The following is a 14,843-nucleotide window of genomic DNA, read 5'->3' on the forward strand; positions in this document are numbered from 1 at the left end:
TAAGCAGAAACACCCGAATCCGCTTACAAGAACCATTGTAACCCTTTTCATCAAAAAATGTTGATAAATTAGTATATTGGGAGCTTTTTACGTAAAAAAAAACACGTTACTAATCTGTAACATGTTCCTTAAATATATTTTGTGGTTGGTCTACCATCTTATGATATGCACAACTTGATATCTGTTCTAGTATATAAACCACTGGAACTTGTGTTGTAACGTTGATATGGCCCTTTCTTACTTGGGGTATATCGTAAGACAACGAGAAATCAACCACTTGATTCAAGGTTGAATATGAGTTAGCCGTGATTGCAATCGTTGAAGCACCGTGCTCCTTGTAGTATTTGGCCTGTTGTAACGCCTGTTGTGTTTCGCCTGAAACAGATACTATCACCAAAAGCGTCTTACTAAAATCTCGATCTGAAAACGGCTCTGGTTGAAACGGATCATTTATGGGAAGTGAATATATACCATAACTAGATAAAACACTTGCACCATAATCAGCCGTTCGACCACTATTACCTACACCGAAAAATAATACTAAATCAGCTGCATTGATCATTTGTGCCGCCTGATTGATCTTATCCGAAAATACCCCTTCGTGTGTAATAACATCAAAGAAGTTCTTGATGGGTTCAACACTACTGTCGGTGAATTTCTTTGCTGGAGTTTTTTGACTTTGTTTTAGTGCGTATTTAAATTCTGAGAATCCACTATAATCCATTTTTTTTAGAAATCTTAACACAGTCGTAGTTGATACATGTGCCTCGGTTGCAAGATCTCGAATGGTCATATCTTCAACTTCTTTTAAATGACTAACGATGTATTTATACACAATCAATTCCAGTCGATTTAACTCGTGAATTTTCTGATATGGAAACATGAATCTCACCTTCTTTTTGAAATTGGTCTATATCATTTATACGAAACATGTTTTTTATAACACGTAACATGTTACTTATTATATAAAATAAAGGACTGGAACAAAGTCCCAGTCCTTAGTTATTCAGTCTTATTTAATATCAGCCCCGTTTGTACGGATAACTTTTTGATACCAATAGAATGAATCTTTCTTGGAACGAGCAAGTGTTCCATTTCCTTCATCGTCTTTATCAACGTAAATGAAGCCATATCTCTTAGACATTTGTCCTGTTCCAGCAGAAACAAGATCAATACAACCCCATGGAGTGTATCCCATTAAGTCAATTCCATCTTCATTAACTGCTGTAATCATTTGTTCAATATGTGCACGTAAGTAATCAACACGATATGGATCATGAATACTTCCATCTTTTTCAACTTTATCGTATGCACCAAAACCATTTTCAACTATCATCAATGGCTTATGGTAGTGTTCAGTTAACCAGTTCATTGAATATCTCAATCCAATAGGATCAACTGGCCAGCCCCAATCATTATATTTCAAATTAGGATTCTTAACTGTTTCACGATCACCAATAAATTTGAATTCTGGATTATCCTTACTATGCTTAACAGTCATTGAGTTGTAATAACTGAATCCAACATAATCGACAGTACCTTCTTTTAGTACTACACGATCTTCTTCAGTAATATCTTCTCTCAAATTGTGGTTCTTAAAGTAAGCTTCCATGCCAACTGGATATTCTCCAAGCGCTTGAACATCAGCCCACCAGTAACGTCTTTGCATAGCCTTTTCTGCCAACAAGATATCTGATGGATCTGATGATGCTGGATAAACTGGTGTGAAATTAACCATGTTACCAATAACGAAATCAGGGTTAATTTTATGTCCAATTTTAACAGCTAGAGCACTAGCAACAACTTCATAATGTGAAGCTTGATACATCAACTTTTCACGTTCATCTTCTGATTCGTTATTTCTAAAGATCAAACCAGAGTCAGTAGCAATTGAGAAGTCATTTGTGAATGTTGTTTGATTGTTTATTTCATTAAATGTCATCCAATACTTAACTTTGTCTGCATAGCGTTCGAAACAAACTCTAGCAAATTTAACAAAGAAATCTATAACCTTACGATTTCTCCATCCACCATATTCTGTAACTAGATGATATGGCATTTCAAAATGAGATAGTGTGATGACTGGTTCAATTCCATATTTAAGACATTCATCAAACATGTCATCATAAAACTTCAATCCTGCTTCGTTAGGTTCATCTTCGTCACCATTTGGAAAAATTCTTGTCCAAGCAATTGATGTTCTAAAACACTTGTATCCCATTTCAGCAAACAACTTAATATCTTCTTTATAATGGTGATAAAAATCAATTGCCTCATGATTAGGGTAATTTTTACCTGGAATAATTCCATCAGTGATTTCACGAGGTTGTTGGTAAGCACCGGCAGTCATAATGTCACTTACACTAACACCCTTGTTATCAACATCAAAAGCTCCTTCTAGTTGGTTGGCAGCAACAGCACCACCCCACAAGAAATCTTTTCTTAAACCACTTTTTTCCGACATGTAAAATCCTCCCTAATTATTTTTGAATATCTGTTCCTAAATCTTTACCATTTGATTCAATAACTTTTTTAAACCAATAGAATGAGTCTTTCTTGTAACGATTCTTTGAACCATTACCTTCGTCATCTTGATCGACATAAATCATTCCATAACGTTTCTTCATTTCACCAGTGCTTGCTGAAATAAGATCGATGAAGCCCCATGGTGTATATCCAATAAGGTCGATTCCATCTTCTTTAACAGCTTTTTCCATTTCCAAAATATGATCATGGAAATATGAAATACGATAATCATCATGAATAGTCTTATCAGCTTCTAATTTGTCATGAGCTCCAAATCCATTTTCAACTATAAATAATGGCTTGTGCCAACGAGTCGTCATCCAATTCATACCGTAACGAAGACCAACGGAATCTATTTGCCAACCCCAGTCTGTCTTAGGAACGGTTGGATTTGAAACCAAATCATTGTGCTCATCAAAATCAAAGTGAGTCTCTCCATCATGTGCCTTAGTTGTAAATGACATGTAATAGCTGAACCCAACATAATCTACTGTACCGGCCTTGATAGTTGCTAGATCTGCATTGGTAATATCTAGATCATATCCTTTACGGTCACGATATTTCTCCATCCATTCTGGATAAAAGCCAAGTGCTTGAACATCTCCATAAAAGTAGCGATATTGCATTGCACGTTCTGCTTTCATAATATCTTGTGGCTTAGATGTTAGTGGATATACTGGACACATTGCAATCATTGATCCTACTTGCATTTCAGGATTGATTTTATGTGCTAATTGAACTGCTTTTGCACTAGCAACAAACTCATAATGTGCAGCTTGCAACATTACTTCTTCCCAATTATCCTCATCAGTCATTTCAAGACCAGAATCTTGTAACAATGGATGTGGGTCTCTAAAGTCAATTTGATTATTGATTTCATTGAAAGTCATCCAATACTTGACCTTATCTTTATAACGTCTGAAACAAACTTCGGCAAAGTGATCAAAGAAATCAATCATCTTACGATTTCGCCAGCCGCCATATTCCTTAACCAAGTGATAAGGTATTTCAAAATGAGACAGAGTGATTACTGGTTGAATATTATATTTCAAACATTTGTCAAACATATCATCATAAAATTTTAAGCCAGCTTCATTAGGCTCTTCTTCATCACCATTTGGGAATATTCTTGTCCAAGCAATTGAAGTTCTAAAACACTTCAATCCCATTTCGGCAAATAACTTAATATCCTCTGGATACATGTGATAGAAATCATTACCCCAATGATTAGGATAGATTTCTCCATCCTTTACACCATCAGTAACCTTTCTAGCAACTCCATTAGATCCAGCTGTCATAACGTCCGCAATACTGACACCTTTTTTACCTTCTTGCCAACCACCCTCAAGCTGGTGAGCAGCAACAGCGCCACCCCAAAGAAAATCTTTTGGCATCTCAATTCCTTCACTCATTGATGTTTCTCCAATCGTTAATACTTTTAAAAATTAATTATCTAGCATCCTTGGCTAACTTCTTATATAAGTCGACGATTTCGCCAGCAAGATCTCTAAATGTAATTGCATTCATAATATGATCTTGTGAGTGAACCATTAATAATGTAACTTTTGCATGATCACCATTTGCTTCATTAGTTAACATTCCAGTTTGAACATTATGTGCATCAACTAAGAAACCATCTGATTCCTTTAACTTTTGATCAGCAACGGTAAATTGGCCCTTCTTAGCAGCATTGATAGCTTCAAATGCTGAGCTTTTAGCATTACCACCATTAATGATCAATCCCATAATTGTTTGTAGTTGTTCATCGTGTTCTTCTTCAGCCATTTTAAAAATCCTCCATAAGCGCTGTATGCGCTTCCCACTTTTTTGAATATAAAAGGGGTGCAATTTTCAGCGCCCCTAAGTTGTTACTATTTATGCGAATAAATGATTAACCAATTAATTCCAAAGCTCTCTTGAATACTTTTTCACCATTCATCATTCCATAGTCTTGCATGTTGATTACTTCAACAGGAATTGAAAGCTTATCCTTGAATTGTCCTTCAAGATATCTAACTTGAGGTCCAAGCATAAGTACTTCTGGATGTTTTTCTTCAATCTTTGAATCTGCATCAGCAGCAGCTGTAGCAAAGATTTCTGCATCTATTCCATCTGCTGTAGCAGCCTTTTGCATCTTTGAAACTAATAAACTTGTTGACATACCTGCGGCGCAGCATAACATAATTGTTCTTTCAGCCATGATAAAAACTCCTCTGTATAGTAAATTGTATTAAATTTGTTTTTTGATAAAAACGTTTTCTTAAAACGCTTTCATCGAACAACTAGATTGTATAACTAGAATCAGCATTTGGCAAGATGTTTTTTAATAAAAACAAAAAACGATGAAAAATGTTTTAATAAATAAAACATTTTCCATCGCCATATTACATATATCAATAATCTATATTACTTCTATGATTTTTCTTTTCAAATTCACCGTTTAATACACGATCAATCATGACCCCAACGCCATTTTCGTTATTAGTCTTAGTAATGTTCCATGCCACGTCTTTAACTTTCTCAATGGCATTATCCATCGCGACTCCATAACCAACTTCTCGTATCATATCAAAATCGTTCCCATAGTCACCAAAACACATAGAACTAGCCATTGGGATACTTTCTAGTTCTGAAATCTTTTGTAGAGCTGAAAGTTTCGTTACATCCTGTGCGTTGATTTCAAAATAACTGGAGCCAGATCGACTGATCGTGACCGGTAGTGTGGCTAATGACTCTAACTTCTTACGAAGCTCAAATACACGTTTGGGAGTGGTGCTAAAACATACCTTGTAAATCTTGAAATTTGGATCCTCATTTTTCTTTCGAAGATCGTCTATAGAATTGGCGTGAACATTATGTCTACTCATTCCCTCAAAATAAGTTGTCCAACTCTTTTTAGGATCATAGACATATGTGTAATTCATCCCGTCAATAACCACTTTAAAATTGCTAAACTCAACACGCTTCAATATCTCGTCAACAATATCGTGATCTATCGGACTGTCAACTACCGTTTCACCTTTGGGATTGACCACCACTCCACCATTGAGAACTACCCTATATCCGTCTATTTTTAAATCATTTTTAAAAAATTTATTTACTGAATGTAATGTTCTTCCAGAACAAATTGCGTAAATAATCCCTGAATTCACAGCTCTTCTTATAGCATCAGCGTTTTCCAATGGTACTTGGCTGTAACTATTAAGTAATGTCCCATCTAAATCAGTTCCAATAAATTTGATCATAAAGTCACGTAACCCCTTACATATTTTCATTAACACCATCATACGTCAATGATTTAAAAAAAAGAAGTCCTAAACTACCCGGCAAACAATACCTTTTTCATATCAGAGATGAAATCTGGATATGAAATATCGATTGCTTCAATATTTTTAATTTGAAACGGTGTATCAATTAAATTCGATGCAATACACAACATCATAGCGATGCGATGATCGTCATGACTGTCAACATCGTCTTTAACGTGGATCGTTTGGTTACCTTTAATAACGATAGAATCATCATTCACCGTCATAATAATACCTAATTTGGCCAGTTCAACACGCATATTGGTTATCCGATCACTCATCTGTAAATGAACGTCATGGACATCTTCAATAATTGTTTCACCACTGGCCTGAGAAGCCATTAGGGCAATAAGTGGAATCTCATCAATAATGAATGGGACCTGTTTCGCGCCGATCGTTGTACTATGTAATTTTTGGTTAACTATTGTCAAATCACCAAATGGCTCAACACTATTATTAGATCGATTGGTTATTTCGATATTACCGCCCATTTGCTTAATTACATCCAATAAGCCAATTCTAGTTGAGTTTAATCCTACATGTCGAAGTACTAAATGACTGTTTTCTGCTAACAAGGCACCAACGATATAAAACGCTGCTGATGAAAAATCGCCTGGAATCGTCAAATTTTGACCAATCAATTGAGTATTTTTTGGATTAACGGTAATAACATTTTGATCAGTTACAATATCTGCTCCAAAATAATTTGCCAACACTTCTGTATGATTTCGTGTCGGCATTTTTCGCAGTATTTCAGTTTTTGAATCTGCATATAGACTGGCAAATATCAGTCCACTTTTAATTTGTGCACTAGCTATATCTTGTTGATAAGTTATTCCTTGTAGCTTATTTGAACCTGTAATTTCTAGTGGCAAATAATCACTTGATAACCGGTTTAAGCCAACGCCCATATCAGTCAATAACAATGCCAAGTTATCAAAAGGACGCTTATCTAGAAATTTTCCGCCACTTAAAGTGTATGTATCTGGAATAGTCGATAACATCCCCATTATCAAACTTTGTAATTCTCCTACATTATTTAAATTCAAATTATGTGTAATTGGATTGAATTCATGATTTGACCCCTTAATAATCATGTCCTTAGTAGTGGGTTCAATATGCATTTTGACACCAAGGTCTTGAAATAACTTAACAGTCGTAGATAGATCCTCTGAAAAAGAAAAATTACTAATCTGCGTTACGCCTTTGGCTAATGCTCCTAGAATAATTGCTCGATGAGCAATACTTTTATCCCCGGGTACTGTCATTTCGCCCTGAAATCTATATTTCATAGGCTGCGTATTAAAATTGAACATATTATTCACCCGCAAGATAACACCTTGCGTATCCTTTCTGATAAGTTTGATCTTTTAAGATTTCAACGTTTTTTCTTACCTTTAAACTAACCAATTTACTAATATAAGACAAATTTTTAGTCTTGATGATTAAAAAACGCAAGAAAAAAAGAACTGCTAAAGCAGTTCTTTTAGAATATAAAATATATTATAATACTTCTTTCATTTTTACAAAGTATTTGTCTAGACACATAAACGATATACAGCTTCAGCAATTATCTCCATTGCTTTTCTCATATCTGCCTTGCTCCAATTTTCATTAACCTGATGCATGAAATCAGGAGTAGTTGGTAGCATTGCACCAAATGCAACACAATTATTCATAGTTCTAGCAAAGGTTGCACCACCTGAAATAGCTGGTTTAGATTTAGTATCACCTGTTACATCTTGATACGCTGACATTAATGTTTTTACAAGCTCAGTATCAGTTGGAACGTACAAAGGTGCTACATAGTCAAAGTTCTCATATTTAATATCAAATGGTTTAACTGCTTCTTCGACTTTTTTAATTAATTCATCGTGGTCCACTTTTACTGGGATTCTCATATCAATTTGCAGACGTGATCTTTTGGAATTTATCTCCAAACTCGAAATATTAAAGGTCAATTTACCAGATACATCATCGGATATATCACCCAATAAGTTGGTAGCATTAGCATCTTCCCCGAATTTCTTCAAAAATTGAAGGATTTTTACATCTGGAAAAACATCTGCTAAAGCAATACCGAGTCTGACAGTCGCATTAGTTCCTTCTGGGGCATTCATTGCATGAACTGAGTTACCGTGAATCTCGATACCGTCAGAGGTCATATCAGCATCAAACTTATGATTTTGTAATGCTTCAAATACCTCATCTTGCTTTGGACCATTGTAAATTGCTTTACCGGGCACAGCGTTGAAGGCATCTACAATATTAAGATTCAACTCATCAGAACCTTCACCAACCAAATAAGATTGTTGTAATCCTTTTTCAGCATATATCAATGGGAATTCAGCATCTGGTGCAATTCCCATGTCAATTGGAGATTCAAACTTGTTATATTGTGCGAGACATCTCCAAAGTGTTTCTTCGTCAGTACCAAAGATAAAACGAATTTTTTTATTGAAAGTATAGCCAGCATCCATAATGGATTTAACAGCAAACATTGAGGCAACACTTGGACCTTTATCATCTTGTGTACCACGGCCAAATAACTTTCCATCTTTTTCAACCATCTTGAATGGTTCAGTATTCCAAGCATCAATATTTCCTGCCGGAACAACATCCATGTGACACACTAAACCAAATATCTGATCACCCTCACCAATATCGGCATAACCATAATAACCCTTAGGATCAATGTGTGTTGTAAATCCAATACTTTCAGCAATTTCCAAAACCTTTTCTAAGGCCTTTTTAGGACCAGGACCAAATGGTTCATTTTCCCCAGCCTCTTCACAATATGAGGGAACTGCAATTACCTTACTTAATTCGTGAATTGCATCATTTTGAACTTTATCTGTGATAAATGTTTTCATTATGGAACCCCTTTCAAGTTAATAACTCTATTATTTCATTACAGCATCGAAACAACAACCAAATATCCAGCAACAACAACAAATAGTATTACCATTAACTTCCACATGTACTTCCACCAAGAAACGATATTAACGTGTCCGATGGCAAGTGCACCCATAACAACACCTGAAGTTGGTGTGATCAAATTGACCCAGCCAGAAGCTGCTTGATAGGCTGTGATTACAAGAGATCCATCAACACCAGAGAATTTACCTAGTGGTCCCATAATTCCCATAGTAGCGGCAGCTAATCCCGATGTAGATGGAATCAAAAATGACATAGGAATATAGAATATAAATGTTAACACAATGAATACAGCTGAAGATAAGTGTTGTAGTCCTGTTTCACCGAAGTGAAGTACAGTCGCTGTGATATAACCATTGTTCATTATTACCTGAATACCACGAGCAACACAGACGATAATTGCTACACTCAAAAATTCTCCCATACCTTCCATGAATGCATTGATATATTCTGATTCACTCATATGGAATACAAACATGACAATAACTGACATTAAGAAGAACAATGTTGTTATTTCTGAGAAGTACCATGTACCCAGTGGTGCAATATCTTGACCAATTAATGCACCTAAGAAAGGTACATTTGTAAGCCACTTAGTAAAGCTGTCGAAAAATGTCCAACTTGAATTAAGGTTACTCCAAGGAATCAATCCAGCAATCATAATTACAAAGGTTGCTCCAAATAACCAGATAACGATTTTTTGACCTCTAGACAATACATGATCATCAGACTCTTGTTTCATTGAGAAATCTTCAAGGTCCTTTTGACGATGTTCAAATACATATGACGCTGAGGGATCTTTTTTGACCTTAGCAGCATAGTGCATAACATAAAAGATACTAATAGCTGTGGTAATTATTAATAGCACCAATCTAGAAATAAGTCCCTGTCCTGGTGAGATATTAATAGTCTGTGAAGCAACTCCAGTAGCAAATGGGTTAACTGTTGATGCCAAACATCCCACCTGAGTACCTATAAGTGCAATTGAAATTGCCGTAATCGAATCATAACCAACGCTGATCATAACTGGGATTAAGATTGGATAAAAAGCAATCGTCTCTTCACCCATACCAAATGTTGATCCACCAATGGCAAACAATATCATTAAAATTGGAATAATGGCTTTTTCTTTACCATTATTATTTTTTATAATTGCAGAAATACCATCATCGATGGCTCTTGTCTTATTTACAACTCCCAAGAATCCACCGATCACTAAAATAAATAATGAAATTGAGATTGAACCATCTGTATTTGCTGTACCAACCATCCCATTGACTGGAGCCATAAATACATCCCAAATTCCTTGAGGACTGTTAGTACGTGCCCTATAAGTTCCCGAAATAATATTTCCAGCTTTTGTTGTTGCATATTGACCTGCAGGAATTATCCATGTCAATATGGCTACCAAAATAATAAGGAAAAACAAGATCGTGTATGCTGAAGGCATTTTAAACTTCTTTACTGTTTTATTCATATTTTCTCCTCCCTGAATAAAAGTACAAATTACAGCTTAAACAATTTATTCATTTAATACAACGTTTTCAAAATGATTTTAAAACAAATTTACTTAAAAAATGCTAAAATAAATTTTATTTGTGAAAACGGTTGCTTACAGCTACAATTAAGATAATAGAAAATACGGGTGATAAGATGAATAGCACGATTACGTTTGGTAGAGAAATAAATCATGGGCCTCTGTTCAGAAGTATCCTGATAAGCGCAATTTTGGGAATTGCCAGTTCATTTGCAAACAACAAAATTGGAATAACAATATTTTTGATCATTTTATTTGTAATGCTCTTTATTTATTATCCTAGTTATCTGCCACTTTTATATGGTTATTGGATACTTGAAAAACACGGCATTACTTACTACGATATGAGTTCTTATCGTGCCAAATTAAAATTGATTTTTTTGGCAAAACAATCAAAATTACAATTCATCAGTTATTCGCAGATTCATAATTTTACAGTGAAAACAGAGAATAAAACTTATTCTGTTGAAGATATCACGACCTTAAATAATACTAAGCAATCACACTTTGTTTGGCTGAGAAAACCTTTAAACTTAGAGATTCAGTTAAAAAGCCACAATATAAATCTTGATATGTCTTTTGATCAGCTACATGATAATAAAAATATTCAAGCACGAGTAATGAATGTTTCTAATATATTGGAAGAAAAAATATAATAATTTACTATTTCATCCAACAAAAAAAGTCAGCTTAACCTGACTTTTTTTAATTACATTCTTATGTTCTTAGATATCCCTTTTCCTGATCAACTGCTTTTTGACCAGCCAGATTCAAGTAATCGAATGGTCCATTAAAATTAGGTGAAAATAACATATCTATCATTGCCAATTGATCTATTGTGCCTCCGTATTGCATCAATACCGAAATCGTATTGGCTGATTGAGATACATCGTGTTGAGACATTAATTGTGCCCCTAGAACTTTACGATTATTTTTATCATATATCAATTCAACAACTACATTATAAGAATCAGGCATAAATTCAAGGCGATATGGTCCTTCATATACAACGCTTGCAGCATTAAAATTGGCCTCTTTAGCCTGAGATAATGTCAAGCCTGTACTAGCCACGGTATTACCGAATACAAGTATTCCAGTCGTAGCTTGAGTCCCGATTGACCTTAAACGACGTTCAAATATATTGATTCCCGCTAAAGTACCCTGTCGAACAGCATGAGATACTAATGGAGAATAGGAAGTCGAACTTGTTGGATTAAAATGAATAACTGAAGCATCCCCTGCAGCAAGAATATCAGGATTAGATGTTTGCATATAATCATCAGTTATAATTGCATCATTTTCAGCCATATCAACTTGGCCCTGCAAAAGTTCCGTTTGTGGGATCATCCCTGCTCCAATAGCTGCTATATCAACTTCGTAATTACCATCTTTTGTAGTAATCAACAATTTATTGTTCGCTGTATCCTTAAAAGAAGTGACTTTTGAATTAGTTAATACTTGAACTCCGTTTGAAATCAATTCTTCTTTTATTTTATTAGAAATTAACGGCTCTACATATTTATCCAACAAGTATGGTGACTTTTGGACTAATAACACTTTATGACCAGATTTAGAATATCCTTGTGCTAATTCAACACCCACATAACCACCGCCAATAATGGCAATTTGTTGATTTTCACTTGTATATTCACATAAATTATTTGCTTGATCATATGTTTTACATAGTAAAACTTTTGGATTCTCAATCCCTGGAATAGCTGGAATAGCAGTAATTGATCCTGTAGCCATAATCAATTTGTCATATGTAGTGGTTTCCATTTCTTTAGTAAGCAAGTTTTGAACTAGTATTGTATGTTTAACAGAATCTACTTGGATAACGTCATGATTGATTTCCATAGTGACCCCTTGTTCCTCAAAATCATCAGGCTCTACATAACGTGCATCAGAAAGCTTCTCTACTGTACCTTCAATGTGTAAATATGTTGCACAAGATAAATAAGAAATATTACTTTGTCTCTCATAAACAGTAATTTTAGTATCAGGATAATATTTTAAGATTTGTCTAACTGCCTCAATACCGGCATGCGTACAACCAATGACAACAACTTTCATAAAATAAATCATTTCTTTCTATCATTTATTGGATAAACATAGTATACTGTTCTTCTGCAAGATATTAAATAGTATATTACGGAGGCATTTTATTGATTCCAACTTATCGTTACTTTGTTCAACCACAAATTGATGCAAAAACTAATACAATTGTTAGCTATGAACTATTGATGAAACAGCTAACTTCACAGGGATGGCGTCTGCCTGAATCATTTACATCAATTGACCCTCAAATAATTGCTGATCTTTTAGTAGAGACTACCAAAGTGCTTTCACTTAAGGTACGTCGCTGTTCAGTAAATATCAATCGTGAACAATTAATGACAACTCCAATTGCTGAGGCCATAATTAAAAGTCAAAAACAATTATATCCAACTAAGCTTATTGTTGAATTAACTGAAGAAGATGGTCCACAAAAATACTCGATTGAAGATTTACTACCAAGATTGAAATCATTTGTAAAAAAGGGAATGCAGCTTTCACTCGATGATGTTGGAACCGGTAATAATTACTTCCATGAAATCCAAGAGTTACTACCTCTTGCTTCAGAAATAAAGTTTGCCTTACAAAACTTCAATAAAGAATTTAAAGATCCCAAGATTCAGCAAAAAATCCACTTTTGGCACGCAATCAGTATCGAATATGGATTACGTTTAGTACTTGAAGGAATTGAAGATCACTCTGATAATAAATTAAGCAATGAACTCGGTATAAAACTTAAACAAGGTTACTATTTTAGTAGACCACAATTATTAAATTTACCGCAAGATTCTATTGCCGTATAAACGAGAGTATGAAAATGCACGGATAATTTCCGAGCATTAAAAAAATAATGGGGTTGTGACATAACTCCTTTTCTACTCAAACTTGCAGTGAAAACGCGTGCCAAAACACAATTTTCTCCCTATAAGTCCAAAAAACCGATATTTACTTACGTAAATACCGGCTCTTTGGACTTATAAACGAAAACTGAACGTGTTTTGTCACGCTCTCATTATTTTTTTTAAGCGGAAGAAATTGTGCATTTTCACACGTTTAGCTGCAAATTTGGGTAAAAAAGGAGCCATGTCACAACCCTATTTTTTAATTAGTACAACTTAACTGCACCAGATAAAGCCCTTGCGTTAATCGTGTGAACTGGGTTATCACCAATAAATCCATCTTTAAAATCAAAAGTATCATGATTAAGGATTGCACCTTCTGGTGAACGGACCGTTCCACTTTTAGCCTGTAGATCAAATTTATAGTTATCAGTAAGCATGTTAAGTTTTACAGCCCCACTATGAGAATCAATATTTAAATCTCCAGTAAGTTCACTAATACTTAATGTGACTGCACCTGAATGACTTTCGATCGTACCACTACCGCCTAACTTTTCTCCACGTACCGAACCGCTGTGAGCTTTGATTTCAAACTCATTGCCAAGTACATTTTCGATCCTAATTGCTCCACTATGAGCTAACAGTTGTAATAAATCATCAGCTTTAACATTTTTGATTTTTATTTTGCCAGACTGCGCCTTAACTGAGAAATTATTAACTGAAACATTATTGAAGTATCCATTTCCACTATTGATTGTTGTCTTAATAATGCCCATATTACTAATACCATCAATATAAAGATTACCTGCAACACTTGTGATGCGCATATCTCCTAAAAATGTCTTAGGGATAAGGATCTGAGTTCTAACCTTCAAATGTAAGAACTTAGGAAAACGTCCTTGCTTGATTTTTAGTGTACCCTCATCAACTTTAGTTCGAGCAAAGTAATCTGGATTATTACGAGACATATATTCTCTCAAAATAACCTTGTCACCATTACTTGGAAGAATTTTAACAGTAGCGAATCCATATGAGATATCTAGTCTTTTAATATCAGAAATTTCAAATGACTTTTCATTTACTAGATCAAGCGTCTCAACATAGATCTCTGTATCTACGTTGTGATCAAATGACTCATCGAATTTAGAAAATGTATCATTAACTTTACTTTTATTTTTTTCGAAGTTTATTCCACGGCCATCAATTGTCATATTACCTACTTTGACACCATTTTCATCCGCACGAAATACTTTACCATTGTTAATCGATACTCCAGAACCATCAGCCCTAAATGAATTACCTTTATTGATAAAAACACCTTTTTTATCGATTTTTAGCTTATCACCACCATCAATGGTTATACCGGATTGATTAATATCAATATGATGACCTTCATTGCTATTTTCTTCAGGATCATCTTGCATCACATCATCGATCAAGTCAGTAATATCACCGAATTCATCAAATGCTTTATCTACAGCACTTTCTTCAGACATTCCATCTTTAAATTTATCTTCTGCTGAGGAGATCAAGTCTGATTTCAATTCTGCTGCTAACTCATGAATATCAGATGTTTGGGGGTAATCCTCAAATATTTCGGATAGTTTTTCTTTTACTAAATCTACAATTTTTTCGTTCATA

13 protein-coding genes are annotated in these 14,843 nt (G+C 34.7%); 2 read left to right on the top strand and 11 right to left on the bottom strand.

The genetic code is table 11. The features are described 5' to 3' along the window. Positions 1 to 109: 109 nt before the first annotated feature. The 9 genes from BTM29_RS10665 to BTM29_RS10705 form a co-directional block, all read right to left on the bottom strand. Positions 110 to 883, bottom strand: coding sequence for a MurR/RpiR family transcriptional regulator (locus BTM29_RS10665; protein ID WP_076617396.1), 774 nt, complete (start codon positions 881 to 883; stop codon positions 110 to 112). 129 nt (positions 884 to 1,012) lie between these two features. Further along, complete coding sequence (locus BTM29_RS10670) at positions 1,013 to 2,464, bottom strand: 6-phospho-beta-glucosidase (protein ID WP_076617400.1); 1,452 nt, start codon at positions 2,462 to 2,464, stop codon at positions 1,013 to 1,015. 16 nt (positions 2,465 to 2,480) lie between these two features. Beyond that, entirely contained in the window at positions 2,481 to 3,938 is a 1,458-nt protein-coding gene (locus BTM29_RS10675; RefSeq protein WP_076617404.1) for a 6-phospho-beta-glucosidase, read from the bottom strand. A 37-nt stretch (positions 3,939 to 3,975) separates the two neighbouring features. Continuing rightward, positions 3,976 to 4,311 (bottom strand): PTS lactose/cellobiose transporter subunit IIA, encoded by a 336-nt coding sequence (locus tag BTM29_RS10680; protein ID WP_076617408.1) that lies wholly within the window; start codon positions 4,309 to 4,311, stop codon positions 3,976 to 3,978. A 106-nt stretch (positions 4,312 to 4,417) separates the two neighbouring features. After that, positions 4,418 to 4,726 (bottom strand): PTS sugar transporter subunit IIB, encoded by a 309-nt coding sequence (locus tag BTM29_RS10685; RefSeq protein ID WP_076617411.1) that lies wholly within the window; start codon positions 4,724 to 4,726, stop codon positions 4,418 to 4,420. Positions 4,727 to 4,919: 193 nt separating this feature from the next. Next, complete coding sequence (locus BTM29_RS10690; protein ID WP_076617415.1) at positions 4,920 to 5,771, bottom strand: Cof-type HAD-IIB family hydrolase; 852 nt, start codon at positions 5,769 to 5,771, stop codon at positions 4,920 to 4,922. Positions 5,772 to 5,845: 74 nt separating this feature from the next. Further along, positions 5,846 to 7,126 (bottom strand): 3-phosphoshikimate 1-carboxyvinyltransferase, encoded by a 1,281-nt coding sequence (gene aroA, locus BTM29_RS10695; RefSeq protein ID WP_076618917.1) that lies wholly within the window; start codon positions 7,124 to 7,126, stop codon positions 5,846 to 5,848. 246 nt (positions 7,127 to 7,372) lie between these two features. Beyond that, positions 7,373 to 8,707, bottom strand: a complete 1,335-nt coding sequence (locus tag BTM29_RS10700; protein WP_076617418.1) for a M20 family metallopeptidase — start codon at positions 8,705 to 8,707, stop codon at positions 7,373 to 7,375. Positions 8,708 to 8,745: 38 nt separating this feature from the next. Beyond that, positions 8,746 to 10,248 (bottom strand): YfcC family protein, encoded by a 1,503-nt coding sequence (locus tag BTM29_RS10705; protein WP_076617421.1) that lies wholly within the window; start codon positions 10,246 to 10,248, stop codon positions 8,746 to 8,748. A gap of 131 nt (positions 10,249 to 10,379) precedes the next feature. Here BTM29_RS10705 and BTM29_RS10710 point away from each other — a divergent pair, with 131 nt between their 5' ends. Further along, on the top strand, positions 10,380 to 10,964 hold the full coding sequence (locus tag BTM29_RS10710; RefSeq protein WP_125673061.1) for a hypothetical protein: 585 nt from the start codon (positions 10,380 to 10,382) through the stop codon (positions 10,962 to 10,964). Positions 10,965 to 11,025: 61 nt separating this feature from the next. Here BTM29_RS10710 and BTM29_RS10715 read toward each other — a convergent pair whose 3' ends face one another. Next, on the bottom strand, positions 11,026 to 12,393 hold the full coding sequence (locus tag BTM29_RS10715; RefSeq protein ID WP_225972200.1) for an FAD-dependent oxidoreductase: 1,368 nt from the start codon (positions 12,391 to 12,393) through the stop codon (positions 11,026 to 11,028). 80 nt (positions 12,394 to 12,473) lie between these two features. Between BTM29_RS10715 and BTM29_RS10720 the strand changes: the two genes are divergently transcribed. Next, positions 12,474 to 13,166, top strand: a complete 693-nt coding sequence (locus BTM29_RS10720) for an EAL domain-containing protein (protein WP_083685984.1) — start codon at positions 12,474 to 12,476, stop codon at positions 13,164 to 13,166. A 302-nt stretch (positions 13,167 to 13,468) separates the two neighbouring features. On the opposite strand, the gene BTM29_RS10725 is transcribed toward BTM29_RS10720, so the two are convergent. Further along, positions 13,469 to 14,842 (bottom strand): DUF4097 family beta strand repeat-containing protein, encoded by a 1,374-nt coding sequence (locus tag BTM29_RS10725; RefSeq protein ID WP_076617432.1) that lies wholly within the window; start codon positions 14,840 to 14,842, stop codon positions 13,469 to 13,471. Between the last annotated feature and the right edge of the window lies 1 nt (position 14,843).

It is taken from the genome of Companilactobacillus allii (genome assembly GCF_001971585.1).
Taxonomy (GTDB): Bacteria; Bacillota; Bacilli; order Lactobacillales; family Lactobacillaceae; genus Companilactobacillus; species Companilactobacillus allii.